At 68.6% G+C, this 18,780-nt stretch carries 22 protein-coding genes and 1 tRNA gene; 12 read left to right on the forward strand and 11 right to left on the reverse strand.

Translation table 11 applies throughout. The features are described 5' to 3' along the window. The first annotated feature begins 109 nt into the window (after positions 1 to 109). Positions 110 to 778, forward strand: a complete 669-nt coding sequence (msrA, locus tag ACSHWB_RS14200; protein WP_439662496.1) for a peptide-methionine (S)-S-oxide reductase MsrA — start codon at positions 110 to 112, stop codon at positions 776 to 778. A gap of 34 nt (positions 779 to 812) precedes the next feature. Then, entirely contained in the window at positions 813 to 1,253 is a 441-nt protein-coding gene (locus ACSHWB_RS14205) for a hypothetical protein (RefSeq protein ID WP_439662497.1), read from the forward strand. Here ACSHWB_RS14205 and ACSHWB_RS14210 read toward each other — a convergent pair. From ACSHWB_RS14210 to ACSHWB_RS14225, 4 genes are read right to left on the reverse strand one after another with little or no spacing between them, the layout of a single operon-like run. Further along, positions 1,234 to 1,590, reverse strand: coding sequence for a septal ring lytic transglycosylase RlpA family protein (locus ACSHWB_RS14210; RefSeq protein ID WP_439662498.1), 357 nt, complete (start codon positions 1,588 to 1,590; stop codon positions 1,234 to 1,236). The two genes, ACSHWB_RS14205 and ACSHWB_RS14210, sit on opposite strands and share 20 nt — an antisense overlap. A 45-nt stretch (positions 1,591 to 1,635) precedes the next feature. Next, positions 1,636 to 2,028: a contact-dependent growth inhibition system immunity protein gene (locus tag ACSHWB_RS14215; RefSeq protein WP_439662499.1), complete on the reverse strand. Its 393-nt coding sequence runs from the start codon at positions 2,026 to 2,028 to the stop codon at positions 1,636 to 1,638. A gap of 28 nt (positions 2,029 to 2,056) precedes the next feature. Next, a complete protein-coding gene (locus ACSHWB_RS14220; protein WP_439662500.1) occupies positions 2,057 to 2,686 on the reverse strand; it encodes a hypothetical protein in 630 nt (209 codons plus the stop codon). Between the two features lie 39 nt (positions 2,687 to 2,725). Beyond that, positions 2,726 to 5,515, reverse strand: a complete 2,790-nt coding sequence (locus ACSHWB_RS14225) for a BTAD domain-containing putative transcriptional regulator (RefSeq protein WP_439662501.1) — start codon at positions 5,513 to 5,515, stop codon at positions 2,726 to 2,728. A 57-nt stretch (positions 5,516 to 5,572) separates the two neighbouring features. Here ACSHWB_RS14225 and ACSHWB_RS14230 point away from each other — a divergent pair, with 57 nt between their 5' ends. Next, complete coding sequence (locus ACSHWB_RS14230; RefSeq protein WP_439662502.1) at positions 5,573 to 6,619, forward strand: cytochrome P450; 1,047 nt, start codon at positions 5,573 to 5,575, stop codon at positions 6,617 to 6,619. Here ACSHWB_RS14230 and ACSHWB_RS14235 read toward each other — a convergent pair. Then, a complete protein-coding gene (locus ACSHWB_RS14235) occupies positions 6,594 to 7,022 on the reverse strand; it encodes an OsmC family protein (protein ID WP_030480288.1) in 429 nt (142 codons plus the stop codon). The two genes, ACSHWB_RS14230 and ACSHWB_RS14235, sit on opposite strands and share 26 nt — an antisense overlap. 124 nt (positions 7,023 to 7,146) lie before the next feature. On the opposite strand from ACSHWB_RS14235, the gene ACSHWB_RS14240 reads away from it, so the two are divergent. Next, complete coding sequence (locus tag ACSHWB_RS14240) at positions 7,147 to 8,052, forward strand: S66 peptidase family protein (RefSeq protein WP_439662503.1); 906 nt, start codon at positions 7,147 to 7,149, stop codon at positions 8,050 to 8,052. 87 nt (positions 8,053 to 8,139) lie between these two features. On the opposite strand, the gene ACSHWB_RS14245 is transcribed toward ACSHWB_RS14240, so the two are convergent. After that, positions 8,140 to 8,215 (reverse strand) — tRNA-Gly (locus tag ACSHWB_RS14245). Between the two features lie 32 nt (positions 8,216 to 8,247). Further along, positions 8,248 to 8,646: a DUF7674 family protein gene (locus ACSHWB_RS14250; protein ID WP_439662504.1), complete on the reverse strand. Its 399-nt coding sequence runs from the start codon at positions 8,644 to 8,646 to the stop codon at positions 8,248 to 8,250. Between the two features lie 159 nt (positions 8,647 to 8,805). Between ACSHWB_RS14250 and ACSHWB_RS14255 the strand changes: the two genes are divergently transcribed. The 4 genes from ACSHWB_RS14255 to ACSHWB_RS14270 all read left to right on the forward strand — a co-directional run bounded on the left by ACSHWB_RS14255 (position 8,806) and on the right by ACSHWB_RS14270 (position 12,024). Next, entirely contained in the window at positions 8,806 to 10,128 is a 1,323-nt protein-coding gene (locus ACSHWB_RS14255) for a sigma-70 family RNA polymerase sigma factor (protein WP_439662505.1), read from the forward strand. 94 nt (positions 10,129 to 10,222) lie between these two features. After that, a complete protein-coding gene (locus ACSHWB_RS14260; protein ID WP_319976289.1) occupies positions 10,223 to 10,660 on the forward strand; it encodes a DUF983 domain-containing protein in 438 nt (145 codons plus the stop codon). A 15-nt stretch (positions 10,661 to 10,675) separates the two neighbouring features. Next, positions 10,676 to 11,542 carry an Fpg/Nei family DNA glycosylase gene (locus ACSHWB_RS14265; protein WP_439662506.1) on the forward strand — a complete coding sequence of 289 codons (867 nt, stop codon included), beginning with the start codon at positions 10,676 to 10,678 and terminating at the stop codon, positions 11,540 to 11,542. 35 nt (positions 11,543 to 11,577) lie between these two features. Further along, positions 11,578 to 12,024 carry a hypothetical protein gene (locus ACSHWB_RS14270; RefSeq protein WP_439662507.1) on the forward strand — a complete coding sequence of 149 codons (447 nt, stop codon included), beginning with the start codon at positions 11,578 to 11,580 and terminating at the stop codon, positions 12,022 to 12,024. Here the strand turns inward: ACSHWB_RS14270 and ACSHWB_RS14275 are convergent. Genes ACSHWB_RS14275 through ACSHWB_RS14285 form a run of 3 tightly spaced genes read right to left on the reverse strand, consistent with a single transcriptional unit; the run spans position 12,021 to position 14,699 of the window. Beyond that, the gene (locus tag ACSHWB_RS14275) at positions 12,021 to 12,599 is read right to left on the reverse strand and encodes a LutC/YkgG family protein (RefSeq protein ID WP_439662508.1); all 579 of its coding nucleotides are present in this window, start codon (positions 12,597 to 12,599) and stop codon (positions 12,021 to 12,023) included. The genes ACSHWB_RS14270 and ACSHWB_RS14275 overlap by 4 nt on opposite strands. After that, positions 12,592 to 14,010, reverse strand: a complete 1,419-nt coding sequence (locus ACSHWB_RS14280; RefSeq protein ID WP_439662509.1) for a LutB/LldF family L-lactate oxidation iron-sulfur protein — start codon at positions 14,008 to 14,010, stop codon at positions 12,592 to 12,594. Before ACSHWB_RS14280 ends, ACSHWB_RS14275 begins: the two co-directional genes overlap by 8 nt. Beyond that, on the reverse strand, positions 13,992 to 14,699 hold the full coding sequence (locus ACSHWB_RS14285) for a (Fe-S)-binding protein (protein WP_439664594.1): 708 nt from the start codon (positions 14,697 to 14,699) through the stop codon (positions 13,992 to 13,994). Before ACSHWB_RS14285 ends, ACSHWB_RS14280 begins: the two co-directional genes overlap by 19 nt. Positions 14,700 to 14,810: 111 nt before the next feature. Between ACSHWB_RS14285 and ACSHWB_RS14290 the strand changes: the two genes are divergently transcribed. Beyond that, a complete protein-coding gene (locus tag ACSHWB_RS14290; RefSeq protein ID WP_439662510.1) occupies positions 14,811 to 16,073 on the forward strand; it encodes a histidine kinase in 1,263 nt (420 codons plus the stop codon). A 211-nt stretch (positions 16,074 to 16,284) separates the two neighbouring features. On the opposite strand, the gene ACSHWB_RS14295 is transcribed toward ACSHWB_RS14290, so the two are convergent. Then, positions 16,285 to 16,452 carry a hypothetical protein gene (locus ACSHWB_RS14295; RefSeq protein WP_166048541.1) on the reverse strand — a complete coding sequence of 56 codons (168 nt, stop codon included), beginning with the start codon at positions 16,450 to 16,452 and terminating at the stop codon, positions 16,285 to 16,287. 112 nt (positions 16,453 to 16,564) lie between these two features. Between ACSHWB_RS14295 and ACSHWB_RS14300 the strand changes: the two genes are divergently transcribed. The 3 genes from ACSHWB_RS14300 to ACSHWB_RS14310 all read left to right on the forward strand — a co-directional run bounded on the left by ACSHWB_RS14300 (position 16,565) and on the right by ACSHWB_RS14310 (position 18,780). Then, entirely contained in the window at positions 16,565 to 17,425 is an 861-nt protein-coding gene (locus ACSHWB_RS14300; RefSeq protein ID WP_439662511.1) for a S49 family peptidase, read from the forward strand. Between the two features lie 63 nt (positions 17,426 to 17,488). After that, positions 17,489 to 18,355: a LytR/AlgR family response regulator transcription factor gene (locus ACSHWB_RS14305; RefSeq protein ID WP_439662512.1), complete on the forward strand. Its 867-nt coding sequence runs from the start codon at positions 17,489 to 17,491 to the stop codon at positions 18,353 to 18,355. Further along, positions 18,352 to 18,780, forward strand: coding sequence for a hypothetical protein (locus ACSHWB_RS14310; protein WP_439662513.1), 429 nt, complete (start codon positions 18,352 to 18,354; stop codon positions 18,778 to 18,780). Before ACSHWB_RS14305 ends, ACSHWB_RS14310 begins: the two co-directional genes overlap by 4 nt.

Here is an 18,780-nt window from a genome sequence, read left to right on the forward strand (position 1 = left end):
AACCCGTGTTTCAGCGATTCTCGCTGATCAACAGTCGTTTCGGTGTTCGATTCACGCGGATTCATGTGCTAACTCACATCAGCGCCCGATGATCCTTACAATGCAGGTCATGGCGCTGTTCGGTCGTGACAAAGCCCGCCAGGTGAGCGCAGCCGACGCGTTGCCCGGCCGCACGGATCCCATCACCGTGCCCGGTTCTCACGCGGTGTTCCCGGACCGTCGCGCAACGCCACCATTCCCGTCCGGTCACCGCACCGCCGTCTTCGGCATGGGCTGCTTCTGGGGCGCCGAACGCGTCTTCTGGCAGACGCCCGGCGTCTGGTCGACCGCGGTCGGCTACGCGGGCGGCATCACCCCGAACCCGACCTACGAAGAGGTCTGCTCCGGCCGCACCGGTCACGCCGAGGTCGTTCTCGTCGTCTTCGACCCGGCCGCGCTGCCGTACCAGGAGTTGCTGCGGGTGTTCTGGCAAGGCCACGACCCGACTCAGGGGATGCGGCAGGGTGCCGACATCGGCACGCAGTACCGGTCGCTCGTGCTCGTCGTCGACGAGGGGCAGCGGGTGACGGCGGAGGCTTCCAAGGCCGTGTACCAGCGAGCGTTGAGCGAGGCCGGTCGTGGGGCGATCACCACTGAGGTGGCGACGCTGGGGGAGTTCTACTACGCCGAGGACTACCACCAGCAGTACCTGTCGGACGCCAAGAATCCCTACGGCTACTGCGGGTTGGGTGGCACCGGGGTGTCTTGTCCGGTGGGGTTGAACGTCGGCCAGGCCTGATCAGCAGAAGATCAGTCCGCACGGCCTTGTGGTCGTGGTCGTCGTTGTAGTTGTTGGCCGCGGTCTTGTGGTCGTGGTGGTCACTGGTGGCGGCTTAGTTGTCGTCGTGGTGGTGGTCGTTGTCGTTGTGGTTGTTGTAGTCGTCGACTTGGGCGTGGACGACGCTGCGGACGATGAGCTGGCCGCCACTGTCTGTGACGGAAGCTCGGATTCCGTGGGAAGCAGCGAAGGCGTGTTGATCAGCGAAACACGGGCCGGTTTGTCGCTCGCCGGCTCGGTCGGATCGCTCGACACGAGCGATCCGACATACGTCGCCAGCACGCACAATGCGGCGACGACCACGCCGAGGAGAGCTCCGGTTGCGAGCCGAGCAGGCCCACTCATCGCCGCGAACACCCGGATTGACTATCTCGTTCACTCGATTGGGTCAAGCAATCCGGTCTTTTTCTACTCGTTCACACCTTTGTCACGGTGACGCCCACTACGCCCTGTGACAGGGGTGCGATCGTTTTGAAGGCCTTGGGGGTCAGGTCGACGCAGCGGCCGGTGATGAACGGGCCCCGGTCGTTGATCCGCACGGTCACGGTCTTGCCGTTGGAGCGGTTCTTCACCTTCACGCGCGTGCCGAACGGGAGCGTCTTGTGCGCGGCGGTCAGTTTGTCGGGGTCGAAGCGCTCGCCGCTGGCCGTCGTGCCGCCGCCCGAGTAGTAGGAGGCCTTGCAGGTCTCGGCGGAGGCCACGGGCGTGAAGAGCACAGCGGTGGCGGCGAGGGAGGCCAGCGTGAGGCCGGCTGCCGCGAGGGTCTTTGCCATGGTGCAAGCAACTCACCCGCCGGCAAAGAGGCGCCTAACGGGCGCCTAACCGGGAAACTGCTCGGCCGCGGACACCAGGAGGTGCCAGTCGCCGTCCGGCAACGTGCGCAGCCGGTCCAGCAGACTGGACATTCTGGACAGCAACGCTGGGTGATCGGCCCAGAACGAGTGATCTACTCTCAGTAGAGCTGCCAGCAGGTCGCCGGGGTAGAGGGCGAACGACCGCAGCGGGTCGCGCTCGACGTGTTCCATCGCCAGCTGCGCGGTCACGTCCAGGCCCACCTGGTGCGTCACGAGCAGGTGCAACGACGTCGGTGTCAGCTGCCCCACCGGCAGATCGCGCAGCGCGCACAGGTCCCGGTAGAGCTGGGTCGACGACGAGTCGGGGCTGCCCCAGTCGTCTTCGCTGAGGTGCGCCAGCGTTCTGTCCCGGTCCACGCACCCATAGTCCCCGCAAAGGGGTGCTCTAGCGGGCCGACTGAGGCAACGGTTCGGCATTGGGCGACTGCCAGCCCACGCGGACGAGCACCTCGCCCTCGTGCACCAGCGGCTGCGACGCCAGGCCCCACACGGTCGATGCCAGCAGCACGGCGCTCACGGCCTCGCCCACGCTCAGCCAGTTCTGCCCGAGCATCCGCAGCAGCACCCCGTTGCGGCGGGCCACCAGTTCCAGCTCGCAGTTCTCGGCTCGGGCGGCGTGCAGCAGCCACGTCAGCGCGGAGTCGGGCACCTCGTCGGCCAGGTACGGCCGTGGATCGGCCCTGCGCAACGAGATCGCGGCCGCGGAGGCCACCTCGCACGAGAACGGGTCGAGCTCCCAGCGCGGGTGCACCGACGCGACCTGGCCGTCCGGCTGGGGAGTCCGCAGCACGTGGCAGTCCCAGCCCATCGCCGACAGCGCGACCCGCACGTGGTGAAGGACCGCACCACACGCGAGCAACGCCGTCTGGTCCGTGCGTGCCGTCACGAGCTCAAGACACTCGTTGCCGTTCCGCCATCGCCACGGCGGAACGATGTCGAACGACGGTGCCCTGGCGGCGAGTTTCAGCACTTCCTCGACGGTTCCCGCGTCGGGGGTGCGCACGCTGGTCCTCATTCGGACAGCTTGTCCACGCGCGGCTGCACGGCACCTGCGTCACGACTGCGCGGCCGCGACCACCGAGGCCACGGTCATCGCGGCACCCCGCGCGAAGTGCTCCTCGTAGGCCTCGGCCCCGAGAGCCTGCCGGCACAGCGCGACGCACTGGTCGTGTGACGCCGCGAAGTTCGCCGACCCGAACAGCGGCAACCCGACCGACTGCCACACCCGGTCCGCGCCGCCCAGCAGCACCGCGGCGTGCGACGCGGACCCGGTGACCACCGAGATCAACGCCAGCAGCTCGACCGACACCGCGATGCCCAGCAGGTCGTGGAACTTCTCCTTGATGCGCAACGACGACGTGGCCAGCTCGCGGGCCTCGGCGATGTCACCGCGTCCCATCGCGACGAACGCCAGGACGTACAACGCGAACGCGCGCGCCCACAGCTCACCGTTCTCTTCACACACGGCCCGCGCCTGGGAACAGATCTCCGCCGCACGGTCGAGTTCACCGCCGAACGCCATGGTGATCGCCAGCGCCACCCGCGCCATGACCACGTTGCTGTCCATGTGCCCGAGCTCGGCGTGCCGGCGGTCGGCCTCGGCCAGCAGCGTCGCCCCGAGCGGCAGGTCGTCGTCGAACACGGCCGCCGCGCCCTGCACATAGGTCGCGTAGACGTCGGCGTCCTCGTCGTCCAGCAGCACGGCCTCGGTGCGGCACTGCTCCAGCAACGCCGGCACCGCGGAGGTGTTGCCCTGCAACGTCGCCAGGTAGCCGGTGACCCACAACGCCTTGCAGCGCGCCCGCGACGGCTCGGTGTCGAGCGACAACGCCCAGTTCAGCCAGTGCCTTCCCTCGGCGAACCGCCCGCAGCCGACCCAGTAGAACCACAGCGTCGCCGCCAGCCGCAGTCCCGAGTCGGCCTCGCCCGGCGTCGTCAGCGAGTGCTCCAGGGCCGCGCGCAGATTGCCGCGTTCCGCCGTCATCGCGCCGACGGTCGCGGCCTGCCGTGGCGTGAACCAGGCCCGTTCTCCTTGCAGGGCAATGCCTGCGTACCAGTCACGATGGCGTGCCTTCAGCCGTGGCTCCTCATCGGTCGCACGCAACCGCGTCTGCCCGAACTGGCGCATGGTCTCCAGCAACCGATAGCGCGCCACGCCCGCGTGTTCTTCGCGTTGCAACACGGACTTGTCGACCAGCCCGTCGACCGCGTCGAACATGAAGTCCGCGGTCAGCGACTCGTCCGAGCACACCGCCTCGGCCGCGGCGAGGTCGAAACTGCCGGCGAAGACCGACGCCCGCGCCCACAGCAGCTGTTCGCGCGGCGAGCAGAGGTCGAAGCTCCACTCCATCGTCGCGAGCAGGGTCTGGTGTTGCGGCAACGCCGTGCGCCCGCCGTCGGTCAGCACCCGGAACCTGTCGTCGAGCCGTTCCAGCAGCTGCGCCGGTGTCAGCGCACGCACCCGCAGCGCTGCCATCTCGATCGCCAGCGGGATGCCGTCGAGCCGTTTGCACAGGTCCGTCACGGCCTGCTCGTTCGCCCGCGTGATGACGAACGAACCGGGAATCGCCGCGTCCGCGCGTTGAGCGAACAACGTCGCCGCGGGATACGGCACGGACAACGGCGACACGGACATGACCTGCTCGCCATAGACCCGTAGCGCGCGCCGGGACGTGGCGATGACACGGAGATTCGGCGCCACCCGCAGCAGCGTGTCCACCAGCACCGCGCAGTGGTCCACGACGTGCTCGCAGTTGTCCAGCACCAGCAGCGCGTCCTTTCCCGCCAGGAAGTCCGTGAGCACGCTCAGCTGCCCGCGCCCGGTCTGGTCGACCACCCCCAGCGCCTCGGCGACGGTGTGCGGCACGAGGGCCTTGTCGCGCAACGCCGCCAGCTCCACCAGCCACACGCCGTCCGGTGGCTGCTCCGCGCGTGCCACGTGCATCGCGAGCCGCGTCTTGCCGACGCCGCCGACGCCGATCAACGTGACCAGCCGGTGTTTCCTGATCAGGTCGGCGACGTGCTCGGTCTCCGGGCGGTCCACGAAGCTCGACCGGTCGGCCGGCAGGTTGCCGCGCACCGGGACCGGCGTCCTTTCGGGCAGGTCGAGGCGCGGGTCGGCGGTCAGCACCGCCTGTTCGAGGTCGCGCAGCCGGCTGCCGGGTTCGATGCCGAGCTCGTCGACCAGAACGCCGCGCGCTCGTTGGAACGCGGCCAGCGCCTCGGCCTGCCGCCCGCACCGGTAGAGCGCGATCATCAGCTGCTCCCACAGCCGTTCGCGGAACGGGTGCCGCTCGACCAGCGAGCTGACCAGCGGCGCCACCGCGGCGTGCTCACCGAGCGCCAGCGACGCGTCCATCAGGTCCTCGGTCGCGTCCATCCGCAGGTCGGTGAGCCGCGCGGACTCGTGCCTGGTCCACTCGCCAGGCCGGCAGTCCGCGAGCGGGTCGCCCGTCCACAACGCGAGGGCTTCGCGCAGCAGTTTCGCGGACGCCAACGGTTCGTCGCTGTGCCGTGCTGCTGCGACGAGCGCCTCGAACCGTGCGGCGTCAACGGTGTCCGCGGGTGCGTTCAGCACGTAACCCGGCTCGCGGGTGGTGATCAGCTCGCCCAGCCCGGCGTCGCGGATCTGGCCGCGCAGCCGTGCGAGCAGGCTGTGCAGGGTCTTCGTGGCGCTCGCGGGTGCCTCGTCCGACCAGAGCGCGTCCACGAGCGCACTGCGCGGCACCGTCTCTCCCGGGTTCAGCGCCAGCCGGGCCACGAGTGTCCGCTGTCCCGCGCTGCTGAGCTGAACTGCTCCGTTCGGGCCGGTGAGCTCGAGCGGCCCGAGCAGGCGGATGATCACGTTGTTGGTCCTGTCGTCAGCCCCCGACAAAGGCCATAACCGCGCAAAGATAGCGCAATGGAATTCGACCCGAGAATCAACGCCCAGCGCGTCACCGCATACGCCGACCTGCGTGCCGTGCTGGCTGATCCGGTGACGTTCTCCTCCCGGAACATGGCAGGTCCGCAGGTCGCGGCCGTGGCGGCGATGATGCCACCCGAGCAGCGGCGATTGCTGGAATTGATGTCGTCACTCAACGCGGCGGACGGCACGAAGCACGCCCGAATTCGTGCGGCGGCGAATCAGAAATTCACTCCAACGGCCGTGCGCCAAATGGCTGAGGCAATTAGGGAACGCGCGAGGACTCTGCTCGACGAACTACCGGAGGAAGCCGACTTCGTGAGCGATTTCGCCGCGCCGTTCGCGCTGGGGGTCGTCGGGGACGTGCTCGGCGTGCCCGAAGCGGACTTCCCGCTGTTCCGCGAGTTCGTGGCGCCGGTGCTCGAACTGACCAGCGGAGACGAGGTCAGCGAACGCGTGCTCGGCTCCTACTTCGCCGGGATGAACGAGTTCTGCGCCTACTTCGGGCGTTCGAACGCGTTCAGGGGCGGGCAGCTGTCCGAGCAGGAACGGCTGTCGCTGTGCCTCGCGGTCGTCGTGGCAGGGACGGACTCGACCACGAACCTGCTGGCCAGCACGCTGCTGAGACTCGACCCGAAGGAGCTCCGGCTGGGCGGCGTGGTCGAGGAGGTGGTGCGGCTGGACACGCCGTTCATCGGCTTCTTCCGCACCGCGACGTGCCCGGTGACCATGGGCGGGGTGAAGATCGCCGAGGGAGAGCACCTGTTCCTCGACTACAGGGCAGGCAACCGCGACCCGAAGGTGTTCACCGAGGACTTCGACCCCGGCAGGCCGTCCGTGCCGGGCCATCTCGGCTTCGGGCACGGACCGCACTACTGCCTCGGCGCCCAGCTCGCGAAGCTGGAGGGCCGGATCGTCGCCGAAGAGCTGCTCGACCGCTCGTCCGAGGTGGCCGAGCAGCCCGGCGACGTGCGCTACCGCAGGCACCTGATCAGTCACGGGCCCGCGGCGCTGCGGTTCAGACCAGGGCAGCGTCGAGGGTGATGTTCTCGACCGCCGCGAGCGCCTTGGAGACGGGGCAGTTCGCCTTGGCGCCCTCGGCGGCCGTGACGAAGTCCTCCTGCGACAGGCCCGGCACGTTGGCGCGGACGGTCAGGTGGATGCCGGTGATGCCGACGCCCGCCTGGAAGCTCACCTCGGCCTTGGTGTCGATCGAGGTGGGCGGCGTGCCCGCGCCGGTCAGGCCGTGCGACAGCGCCATCGAGTAGCACGCGGAGTGCGCGGCGGCGATGAGCTCCTCGGGGCTGGTCTTGCCGCCCGCCTCCTCGGCGCGCGCCTTCCAGTCGATGTCGAAGCTGCCGCTGTTGGAGGTGGCGAGGCTGACGTTTCCCTTGCCCTCGACGAGGGAGCCTTCCCAGTGAGCGTTTGCCGTCTGCTTGATGGCCATGGTCTCCAGGTCCTTGTCGAACAGGCTCGATCAGGTTGATGCGAGCGGTCTGGGACCACCCTTTCACGGGTGGGCCGGGAGATCACCCTGAGAACCACTCGACGGGAATGCGAGAGTCGGACGTGTGAACGTCGTGCTGCCTCCGCGTGTCGTCGCCGGGGACCGGGTTCGACTCGTGTCGCCCGCGAGCTGGCCGAGCGAGGAGGTGCTCGCCGAGTCCGTGCGGGCACTGGAGAGCTGGGGACTGGTCGTCGAGGTGGGCGCGCACGCGTTGGACCGCCACGGCTACCTGGCCGGCCGCGACGAGGACCGGCTGGGCGATCTCAACGACGCCTATCGCGATCCCGGAGTGCGGGCGGTCATCGCCACCCGAGGTGGCGCGGGTGCGTATCGCATCGCTCACGACGTCGACTTCGACGCCGTGCGGGCAGACCCCAAGCCGCTCGTGGGGTTCAGCGACATCACCACCCTGCATCTGGCCTTGTGGCGGCACTGCCGCGTCGCCGGGGTCCACGGTTTCCTGGCCGGCGCCCGTTCCGCAGACTCGACGCGGTCGTTGCTGATGGAGACCGGACCCGCCGTGCTGCACCGGGATCCCGAGGCGCTCACCGCGGCGGTCCGGGTGGGCGGGGTGGCCACGGGGAACGTCGTCGGCGGCCACCTCGGGACGATCGCGTGGTCCGTGGGCACCGGAATCCTGGATCTGGACGGCGCGATCCTCTTCCTGGAGGCCCCGCGCGCCGTCGGGCTGGGACACGTCGACCGGCAGCTGACGCAACTCATCCGATCGGGGTCGCTGCGGGGACTGCGCGGGGTCGCGCTCGGCCGGTTCCCGGGGTTCGAGGACTACACCGACCGCGACTGGACCGTCCTGGACGTGCTGCGCGACCGGCTGGAGCCCCTGGGAGTGCCGGTGATCGGCGGCATCGACGTCGGCCACGGAGACCACCCGCTGTCCCTCGGACTTGGACCAATGGCCGAGCTGGACGCCGACGGGGGCACGCTCGAGGTCGGGCCTGCGGTGATGTGAACGCGGGGGGCTTGGGGGGTCGTCCCCCCAAAATGATGGCGGAACGCAAACGGCTCATGCTCTCCATGAGCATGAGCCGTCTGTGCGTGGAGCGGATGACGAGACTCGAACTCGCGACCCTCACCTTGGCAAGGTGATGCGCTACCAACTGCGCTACATCCGCACTGCCTTACGGGAAAGAACTATACAACAGCCTCAGACGGCGTCTTGCGAGGGGGGTTCCAAACCGGCCAGCAGTTGATCTACCTCGTCCAACTGCTCCTTCGGCCAGCGCCACTCCCACAGCGCCCGCACCTTCGGCAGCACGTCGACCGGCAGCCACGCGGCGACTTCCTCGCGGAGGTCCCAGTCGTCGAACACGTGCTCGTAGAAGCTGATCAGCGCCGCGTTCTCCAGGAACTGTTCTGGCTGGTGGAAGCACCAGTGCGCGAAGCCGTACGCGCGCCGGAGCACGTCGTCGGCCTGCTCGCGGTGTGCTTCCTGGGCCAGTTGGGACAGCTCGGAGAAGAAGACGTGGCAGGACCACTCCTCGGTCTCGGCGACAGCCCGAAGTTCCGGCACGAGGGCCGAGGCGCGTTCTCGCCAGTCCACCACGGTCGTGACGATAGTCGCTGGATCTTGTCGCGCCGACCGTCCGACGCCCACCTGTGACCGTCCTGTCACCGATCGCGTTGCGCTGATCAGCCCACTACGAACGGATGGTCTTGTGTATCGACCTGTTCTCGACAAGGAGCAGGTCTGGCCCCTTGTGGCATGTTGAAGCCTGTGATGGTCGACGAGAACGAGGTCGACCGGGACCTGCTCGCCAGAGTGCGCGAGGGAGATGACTCGGCCTACGGCGAACTGTTCTCCCGGCATGCGGACGCGATCCGCCGTTTCTCTCTCAGGCACGTTCGTGAGGCGGCTGAGGCCGATGACCTCACCGCCGAGGCGTTCTTCCGCATGCTCCAGGCGATTCGCCGCGGCAGCGGACCCACGGACCACGTCCGCACCTACCTGCTCACGGTCGCCCGCCGGGTCGCGTGGGAGTGGAGTGGCCGGCGCCGTGACGTGCCGGTGGAGGACGAGGAACTGGGTCGTCGCGTCGAGCCGGTGAGCGACAACGCGAACAGCAGGGTCGAGCACAACCTCATCACCAGGGCTTTCTCCAGCCTTCCTGAACGCTGGCGGGTCGTGCTGTGGCGCGTCGAGGTGGAGGGCGAACGCCCCGCCACCGTGGCACCGCACTTCGGACTCTCGCCCAACGCCATGTCGGCGTTGGCCCGCCGGGCACGCGAAGGGCTGCGTGCGGCTTATCTGCAGGCTCACCTCGCGGCGGACGACGGGCGGTCGTCGTGCGCGGCGATCCGGTCGAAGCTCGGCACCTACACCGCGGGCGGGGTCCAGGGCGTCGAGGAACGCCGGATCCGCGCCCACCTCGACACCTGTTCCGCCTGCACGCAGCTCCACACCGAGCTGAACGAGGTCTGCGCGACGTTGCGGTCCAGCGCGGCGTACCTGGTCGTGCCGTCGACGCTCGGGCTCGCGTTCGCCGGGAAGGTGCTGTTCACCAAGGCGAAGCTGGCGTTCGCGGCGGCCAGCGTGGCGACCGTCGGGCTGTTCGGGACGATGGCGGCTGTGTTCAACGGCGCCGCCGGTGTCGCGGTGCTGCAGCCGGACCAGAACCCGGTGATCGCCATGAACACGTCCGGGTCGGCCAGCTCCCAGCACAGCCAGGAGCTCGTCGTGGCCCAGCCGCCGCCCCGGCTGAACCAGGAGCGGCAGCAGGAGAACGTGATCAACCCCGGTGCCGGGCAGCGCCAGGAGACCACCGTGCGCAGGACGTCCTCGTCCGTGCCGGTGCCGACGAGCGAGCAGCGGCAGGCCCCGCCGGTCGAGCGGGCGGAGACGATCGTCGAGTCCTCCGGCAAGTCCGAGGTGGTCAGCACAGTGCCGACGACGTCGCGGGAGATCAGGTCGCTCGACACGCCGTCGTCGTCCCCCGAACCGCCGACGCCGCCTTCCGAGCCGTGCTCGTCACCGCAGACCACGGCCACGACGATCACGCTCTACCCGAAACCGGCACTCGAAAACTGACGGTGACGATCAAGCTCGGCCTAGTTCACCCACAAGGCTCTGCCTCCGCCAGGTACGGTTTGTCCAAGACCGACCGAGCGTGGGAGACGGGTACATGACGCGGCTGGTGCGCGGTGCTGACGGGCGGATGTGGACGGTCCACAGCCGCATCGAGTGGCGCAACCCGGTGGAGTCCGACGACTTCGAACACGACGTCAGCGGCGGTGTCCTGCCCGGCATCATGATGGCGGGCATGCTGGCCGTCATGGTGGTCGTGCTGATCGCCTGGACGCCGGAGCAGGTCGTCGTGCCCGCCTGGCTGATCCTCGCGCTGATCTTCCTGTTCCTGTTCTTCCCGGTCCGCTGGGCGCTGCGCCGCCCGCACACGCTGGTCGCGGAGAGCAAGGCCACGGCCGACGAGCTGCCACCCGAGCGGTGGATCGGCTCGGTCCGCGGCCCGATGGCGGTGCGCCAGGAGGCCTCCAGGGTCGCCCGCACGATCGAGATGCACTCGCTGCCGGACGTCGAAGGTCCGCTGCAACCCGTCGACTGATGCGACACTGGTCCGGTGCCCGAGCTACCTGAGGTAGAAGCACTGGTCCACCACCTGCGTGAGAACGCGGTGGGCCGTGTGGTGCACCGCGTCGACGTGGCTTCGCTGCAGGTCCTCAAGACGTTCGACCCGCCGTGGACCGCGCTGCACGGCCAGGAGGTCGTGGCCGCGCATCGGCACGGCAAGCACCTCGACCTGGAAGTCGCCGAGGGCCTGCACCTGGTCGTCCACCTCGCCCGCGCCGGCTGGCTGCGCTGGGCGGACACCATGTCCGCACCGCCGCCCAAACAGGGGCGCGGGCCGCTGGCGTTGCGCGTGCACCTCGGCCCGCCCGGTCAGGGACCTGGCTTCGACCTGACGGAAGCGGGCACGAAGAAGGGTCTCGCCGCGTGGATCGTGCGCGACCCGAAGACCATTCCGAGTGTCGCCAGGCTGGGGCCGGACGCGCTGGGGATCACCCGCACACAGCTGGAAGACCTGTTCGACAAGCGGACCGAGCGGCTCAAGACGTCGCTGACGGACCAGAGCCTGATCGCGGGCATCGGCAACGCCTACTCCGACGAGATCATGCACATGGCCCGCCTCTCGCCGTACGCGACGACGGGCAAGCTGAACGCCGAACAGCTCGACCACCTGCACGAGGCGATGCTCGCCACCCTGACCGATGCGGTCGCACGGTCCGTTGGTCAGGACGCTGCGCGGCTCAAGGGTGAGAAGCGGTCGGGGCTGCGGGTGCACGCACGTACAGGCCTGCCGTGCCCGGTCTGCGGTGACACGGTTCGTGAGGTGTCGTTCGCGGACAAGGCGTTCCAGTACTGCCCGACGTGCCAGACCGGGGGCAAGCCGCTGGCCGACCGCCGGCTGTCCCGGCTGCTCAAATAACCGCTGCTTAACCGGCGAGGCCCACCCTCAGGCGCATGACACGTCTGAGGAAACTCGCCGCCGTCGTGGCGGCCACCGCCGCGGCCCTGGTCCTCGCGCCGATGAACGCTCACGCCGCCGAGTACGGGTGCACCGGCACGTTGATCGACACCTACAAGGTGATGTCGCGCGTGCCGAACCACCTGAGCACCATCCGGCTCTACTACAACTCCAGCACGGGCTACAACTGCGCGGCCAACGTGAAGACGGCCTACTACTCGCAGTTCAAGCACCAGGCCAGCATCTCCATGTACAACCAGGACTTCCGCGAGGACGACAACAACCGTCCCGGCTACAACAACGACTTCGACTCCGGCAAGTTCCAGTACTACGCCGGCCCGGTCAAGGTGTACGCCAAGGGCAAGTGCGTGACGATCCGCGCGATCACCTACTACTACGACGAGATGGCCATCAAGGACGCCGTCGGAGTCCACTGCGGCTAGGTGACGATCAGGACCTCCAGGGTGCGCGGCCCGTGCACGCCCTCCACCCGGTTGAGCTCGATGTCGCTGGTCGCCGAGGGGCCGCTGATGAACGTCAGCGGCCGCGTGGGATCCAGCCGTCGCAACGCTTCCGGCACCGACGCCGCGATCTGGTCCGCCCGCACCACGCACAGGTGGTAGTCGGGCAGCAGGGTGAGCGCGCGGCGTCCCTGGGCCTCGCCGGCGTCGAGCACGATCGTGCCGGTGTCCGCGATCGCGGCCGCGCACCCGGTCAGCACGCCGTCGGCCTGGTCGAGCTCGTCGATCGAGAGCGGTTCGTGCAGCCACGTGACGCCGTCGATCAACCACTCCGCCGGAACGTCCTGGGGCGCCACGATCCGCTTGCCCTTCAAGGCTTCCAACGACTCGGGCACGTTCGTGACGACGTGCACGATCGCGCGGTAGTCCGCGACCCGTTCGGCGAACAGCTCGACGCCGCCGGAGCCCGTCTGGTTGTAGCCGCGGACGACGGGCGTGGCGGCCGGCACCTGTGCGTCGCGGATGCGTTGAAGGATCTCTTCTCGTGCGCTAGCCACGGTTCTTCCTCCACCAGGCGCGGAACGACTCGGACGGCGGTGCGGGCACGTCGCGGGACGACGTCCACTTCGAACCGGGCCACGGCAGCGACGTGATCTTGCCGTCCCTGGCCAGGAAACGGGCCAGGGAACCGGCTTTCTGCGCCTTCTCGTAGCGCGAGGCCTCCCGGAACATCCACGCGGCCGCGGACATCGCGACGGACTCCGGCGTGCGTCCCTTGGCCTCCACGACCTCGGCGCGCAGGTGGGTCAGCACCGACGGGATGTCGATCCGCACCGGGCAGACCTCGAAGCAGGCGCCACAAAGTGAAGAGGCGTAAGGAAGTGAGGCCGCCAGCGGGTCGTGCAGGTCGCCCATCAGCTGCGGCGTCAGGATCGCGCCGATCGGGCCGGGGTAGACCGAGCCGTACGACTGGCCGCCGGTGCGTTCGTAGACCGGGCAGACGTTGAGGCACGCCGAGCAGCGGATGCAGCGGAGTGCTTGGCGCCCAACGGAATCCGTCAACGTCGCCGTGCGGCCGTTATCGATCAGCACGAGGTGGAACCGCTGCGGGCCGTCGCCGGGCGTCACGCCGGTCCAGACCGACGTGTACGGGTTCATCCGTTCCGCGGTGGACGAGCGGGGCAGCAGCTGCAGGAACACCTCGAGGTCCTGCCACGACGGCACGAGCTTCTCGATGCCCATCACGGTGATCAGGGTGTCCGGCAGGGTCAGGCACATCCGGCCGTTGCCCTCGGACTCCAGCACCACGATCGACCCGGTGTCGGCGACGGCGAAGTTCGCGCCGGAGATGGCGACCTTGGTCGTCAGGAACTTCTCGCGCAGGTAGACCCGTGCGGCCTCGGCGAGGTCCGCCGGTTCGTCGGAGACCTCGACCCCCATGCGGCGCTGGAAGATCTCGCGGATCTCCGAGCGGTTGCGGTGGATCGCGGGCACCAGGATGTGCGACGGCCGGTCCTCGCCGAGCTGCACGATCAGCTCGGCGAGGTCGGTCTCGATCGCGCGCACGCCACCGGCCTCGAGTGCCTCGTTGAGCCCGATCTCGGCCGTGGCCATGGACTTGACCTTCACGACCTCGTCCGCCTGCTCCGCCCGGCAGAGGTCGAGGACGATCCGGTTGGCCTCCTCGGCGTCGCGCGCCCAGTGCACGACGCCGCCGCGGGCCGTGACCGACTCCTCGAGCTGCACGAGCAACGTGTCGAGGCGCGCCAGGACGTCGTCCTTGATCTGCTCGCCGGCGACCCTGAGCATCTCCCAGTCGGTCATCTCGGCGACCGCGGCCGCCCTGCGCCCCCGGATGGTCCCGGTGGCCTTGCGCAGGTTCTGCCGCAGCTGCGTGTCGTTCAGGGCCTCTTTCGCGGCCTTGGGGAACGTCGGGCTGCCCAGCCACGTCACGGGGTTGCGCGCCACGGGTCCTCCTCCGTCGAAGCCAGGATCTCCGCCAGGTGCACCGGCCGGACGCCCGCGCGCAGTCGCGAGAGCCCACCTCCGATGTGCATGAGGCAGGAGTTGTCGCCGGCGCACAGCACCTCGGCGCCGGTGTCGAGCACGCACCGCATCTTGTCCGCGAGCATCGCCGTGGACGTCTCGGCGTTCTTCACCGCGAACGTGCCGCCGAAGCCGCAGCACTGCGTCGAGTCCGGCAGCTCCACCAGATCGAGTGCCTTCACGGCCCTGAGCAGCGCCAACGGCTTGTCCCCGACCCCCAGCATGCGCAACGAGTGACACGTGGGGTGGTAGGTGACCCGGTGGGGGAACCAGGCGCCGACGTCGGTCACACCGAGCACGTCGACGAGGAACTCCGCGAGCTCGAACGTGCGCGGCGGAGACTCACCCAGGGTGGGATGGATCTCCCGGACCATGCCCGCGCATGACCCGGATGGCGCAACCACGTAGTCGTAGTTTCCGAAGACGTCGGTGTACTTGCGCGCCAGCGGCTTCGACAGCTCCCGGTAGCCGGTGTTGAAGTGCATCTGGCCGCAGCACGTCTGGTCGAGCGGGAACTCGACCGTGCAGTCGAGCCGCTCCAGCAAACGCACCACGGCACGGGCCGTCTCCGGGAAGAACGTGTCGGTCAGGCAGGTCGCGAACAGAGCCACTTTCACGGGCACACCCTCTCCCCAAATTCATCGGATGTCTACCCGGATCGGTGGACCGTACGGGGGTACGCCGGGCGCGCCTCTTGCTATAGGGGTGCCCCACAGCACAGCATGTGCACCGTGGGCGACCTGTTGACCGAGCGCGCCGTGCTCGGTGTCATCGCGACCCTGGCCGTTCTGGGCCTCTTCGTGATGCTGTGCCGCGCTCGACGAGTCAGCACCTCCGTCGAGGATGCTGTGATGGACATGCTCGACCGGATGTCCAAGGCGTCGAGCGACCTCCGCGCGGGCTTGACCCAGGAGGCCGCCGACAAGGCGACACCGCACCTGCGCGAGATGCTGCGCTGCGTCGCGGTCGCCATCACCGACGAAGAGGGCACCGTCCTCTCGTGGGACGGCGGCGCGAACGACCACTACGAGTACCTCCGCGACACGGTCGCCCGTGCCATCAACAACTGCCACAAGGAGCACGTCGACCACCGCAAGCTCGGCTGCGAGCTTCAGGGCCCGTGTTCCCTGCACAGCGTTGTCGTGGTGCCGCTGGTTGTCGAGGGAGACGTCGCCGGCACATTGATCGTGGTCTCCGGCGTCGCCTCCAAGCGCCAGATCCGCATGGCCGAGGAGACCGCCCGCTTCGTCTCGACCCAGCTCGAGCTCGAGGTCGTCCAGAAGCAGCGGCAGGCACTCGCCCAGGCCGAGGTGAAGGCCCTGCGGGCGCAGATCTCGCCGCACTTCGTCTACAACGCGCTGAACACGATCTCGTCGCTGATCCGCACCGACCCCGCGCACGCCCGTGAGCTGCTGCAGGAGTTCGCGGAGTTCACGCGCTACTCGTTCCGCACCGACGGCCTGTTCACGACCCTCGCCGACGAGTTGACCAACATCCATCGCTATCTGACCATCGAACAGGCTCGGTACGGCGCCAGGCTGAGCGTCCGCCTGCGCATCGCCCCCGAGGTCCTGCAGGTGGTCCTGCCGTTCCTCGTCCTGCAGCCGCTGGTCGAGAACGCGGTGCGGCACGGCCTGGCCAAGAAGCCCGGCGGCGGCATGCTCACCATCACCGCCGAGGACAACGGCAGCGAGGCCCTGATCAGCGTCGAGGACGACGGCGTCGGCATGGATCCAGACCGCCTCGACGACATCAAGGACGCCCACCAGACCGGCGCCCACGTCGGCATCGGCAACATCAACGACCGCATGCGCACGGTGTTCGGCGCCGAGTACGCGCTGGTCGTGGAGACGGCCCCGAACGCGGGCACCAAGGTGATCCTCAAGGTGCCGAAGTTCGCCCGCAACGTGCTGCCGAACCTGAACATCGGGTCGCAGATGACCGACGAGCCGATGACGGCGGAGCAACCAGTCGTCCGCGCCTGAACTTGCAAGGTCAATCATGCTCAACCCAGGCGCGCATCGTGCCGATTGTGGTGTTGACCAATGAACAGCCGGCCGTTTGAGAGAACAGACGCCGCCCGCGAGCAAAGGCCATCATCCAGTGCACGAATCACAATCACCTGAGCGCGTCCGCGTCTGCATCAAGTGCACCGCCAAGGGGTTCAACAGCTGCAAGTGCTGACAGGCACGCAGGTCAGCGTGCTGCCACAGCCAAAGTCGTGATCAGCACGACGGCGCACACGCTCCAGCTCACCCACATCCAGTAGATGTGCATCGGCGTCGGTCCGGCCGCGTTCTGCCGACCGCGATCGTCCCACCACTCCACATACCGCTCGAGCCAGCGGATCGGGTTGAACGTCACCCCCCGATGCTAACCCGACACCTTGTGTTCTAGGTCACGCGGGGACCTTCCGTACTGTCATGCGGTACGGAAGGTCCCCGCGTGCGGTTCGAAGGCACGTACTGTCGAGTACATGAGCGTCACGGACAAGATCGCGGCCCGCCTCCCCAGGGTCATGGACCGGGGTGAGCGTCCTCCGGTGGTCGCGGCGGTGCGGCTGCACGGGGTCATCACCCCGCAGTCCTCGCCTGTCGCGCGCAACACGATCAGCCTCCAGAACGTCGAGTCGGCCATCAACCGCGCGTTCGACAACGAGCGGCTCATCGCCGTGGCGTTGCTCATCAACTCACCGGGCGGCGCGCCGACGCAGTCGGCCCTGATCGCGGAACGCATCCGCGAGCTCGCCACCAAGAAGCACGTGCCGGTGCTCGCGTTCTGCGAGGACGTGGCGGCGTCCGGCGGCTACTGGCTGGCGTGCGCGGCCGACGAGATCTACGCGCACGGCACGAGCCTCGTGGGCTCCATCGGTGTCGTGAGCGCGGGCTTCGGGCTCAACGGCCTGCTGGAGAAGGCCGGCGTCGAGCGCCGCGTCTACACGGCAGGCGAGAACAAGGTCCGGCTCGACCCGTTCCAGGCGGAGAAGCCCGAGGACGTCGAGTGGCTGAAGACGCTGCACGCCGATCTGCACGAGCAGTTCAAGGCGTGGGTCACCGAACGCCGCGGCGCCAAGCTCAAGAGCGAGGAAGACCTCTTCAGCGGTGAGATCTGGACCGGCAGCAAGGCCCAGCAGCTCGGCCTGATCGACGGCATCGGCACCCTCCGCAGCGTCGTCGCCAAGCGCTTCCCCGACGCCGAGCTGACGGTCGCGGAGCCGCGCAAGGCGTTGCTGGCCAAGCTCGGACTGACCGGTGCGTCCACCCGATCGGGCGATCTCCTGACGCAGCTGCTGGCGAGCGTCGAGGAACGTGCTCGCTGGTCCCGATTCGGGCTGTGAGCATCAGTTCGGTTTCACAGGGCGTGTCGAGGCCTACCCCGGCGTAGACATGACCGCACATTGATGGGCAAGATGCCCGACACAGTGAGTACCCAAGACAACGCCGGTCTCCTCGTCCTCGCAGTCGATGACGAGGCTCCTGGCCTGAGCGAGATCAAGTTCCTGCTCGAGAGCAGCCCTCACATCAGGCGCGTCCTCACGGCGTTCGACGCCGCGGAGGCACTGCGCATCCTGAGGGGTGACTACGAGCAGGAGGTCATGGCGAGGACCAAGGCCGGCCTGCCGCCGGTCGACGCGGTCTTCGCGGACATCAACATGCCCGGACTGTCCGGCATGGATCTCGCGCGGGTGCTCAGCGCGTTCCGGTACCCGCCCGCGCTCGTCTTCGTGACCGGTGTCGAGGAACGGGACGCGCTCGTCACGGCGTTCGACGTCGGCGCGCTCGACTTCATCAACAAGCCCATCAACGAGGAACGCGTCCTCAAGGCGATCTCGCGGGTCGCGGACCGGGTGGGACGCACGGCGGCGCCGACGACCGCGTCGGGCCCCACCGCGCAGAACCCCGCCGAACCGACCGACGACGAGGTCATCCCCGTCGAGCTCGGCGGCACCATCAAGCTCGTGCCGCGCGCGACCGTGCGGTACGTCGAGGCGCAGGGCGACTACGCCCGCCTGCACACCCAGGACGGCAGCCACCTCGTCCGCATCCCGCTCGCGCAGCTCGAAGAGCGCTGGGCCAACGCGGGTTTCGTGCGCATCCACCGCTCGTACCTGGTGGCGTTGCCGCTGGTGAGCGAGCTGCGCATGACGGCGAACGGCTATGCGGTGGTCATCGGCACCGGTGACGGCGCCAAGGAGCTCCCGGTGAGCCGCCGGCACACCAAGGAGCTCAAGGAACGGATCGTGCGACCGCCGAAGAGCGGCTGGTGAGCAGGCACGACGCGGGAAAGCCCGAGCAACCCGCCCGTGAGGCGTGGCTCGGCGAGCAGGGCAGCAGGCCGCGCCGCCGCAGGGTCGTGCTCGCGGACTCGACGAAGTCCCGCGGCAAGGCGCTGCGCACGATCATCGAGCTGGAAGAGCAGACCAGCGTCGGCGAGAAGCTCGTGCGCGACCTCATCCGGCAGCAGCTCAAGTCCGCGTTCGGGCTCGCGTTCGCGGTCCTGATCGGCATGTGCCTGCTGCCGATCACCTTCTACCTGGTCCCGCAGATCGGGGACCTGAAGGTCCTCGGCATCCCCATTCCCTGGCTCGTGCTCGGCCTCGCGCCCTTCCCGATCCTCTACGGCGTCGGATGGGTGTTCCGCAGGCAGGCCGAACGGCACGAGCGCGACTTCGTGAACATGGTCGACCGCTGA

It is taken from the genome of Lentzea sp. HUAS TT2, from assembly GCF_051853195.1.
In the GTDB taxonomy this organism is placed as follows: Bacteria; Actinomycetota; Actinomycetes; order Mycobacteriales; family Pseudonocardiaceae; genus Lentzea.

Coding starts and splice junctions, on each gene's coding strand:
- msrA (WP_439662496.1), top strand. CDS start 110: ATGGCGCTGTTCGGTCGTGACAAAGCCCGCCAGGTGAGCGCAGCCGAC.
- ACSHWB_RS14210 (WP_439662498.1), bottom strand. CDS start 1,590: ATGGCAAAGACCCTCGCGGCAGCCGGCCTCACGCTGGCCTCCCTCGCC.
- ACSHWB_RS14220 (WP_439662500.1), bottom strand. CDS start 2,686: ATGAGGACCAGCGTGCGCACCCCCGACGCGGGAACCGTCGAGGAAGTG.
- ACSHWB_RS14230 (WP_439662502.1), top strand. CDS start 5,573: ATGGAATTCGACCCGAGAATCAACGCCCAGCGCGTCACCGCATACGCC.
- ACSHWB_RS14235 (WP_030480288.1), bottom strand. CDS start 7,022: ATGGCCATCAAGCAGACGGCAAACGCTCACTGGGAAGGCTCCCTCGTC.
- ACSHWB_RS14255 (WP_439662505.1), top strand. CDS start 8,806: ATGTTGAAGCCTGTGATGGTCGACGAGAACGAGGTCGACCGGGACCTG.
- ACSHWB_RS14260 (WP_319976289.1), top strand. CDS start 10,223: ATGACGCGGCTGGTGCGCGGTGCTGACGGGCGGATGTGGACGGTCCAC.
- ACSHWB_RS14270 (WP_439662507.1), top strand. CDS start 11,578: ATGACACGTCTGAGGAAACTCGCCGCCGTCGTGGCGGCCACCGCCGCG.
- ACSHWB_RS14290 (WP_439662510.1), top strand. CDS start 14,811: ATGTGCACCGTGGGCGACCTGTTGACCGAGCGCGCCGTGCTCGGTGTC.
- ACSHWB_RS14300 (WP_439662511.1), top strand. CDS start 16,565: ATGAGCGTCACGGACAAGATCGCGGCCCGCCTCCCCAGGGTCATGGAC.
- ACSHWB_RS14305 (WP_439662512.1), top strand. CDS start 17,489: ATGGGCAAGATGCCCGACACAGTGAGTACCCAAGACAACGCCGGTCTC.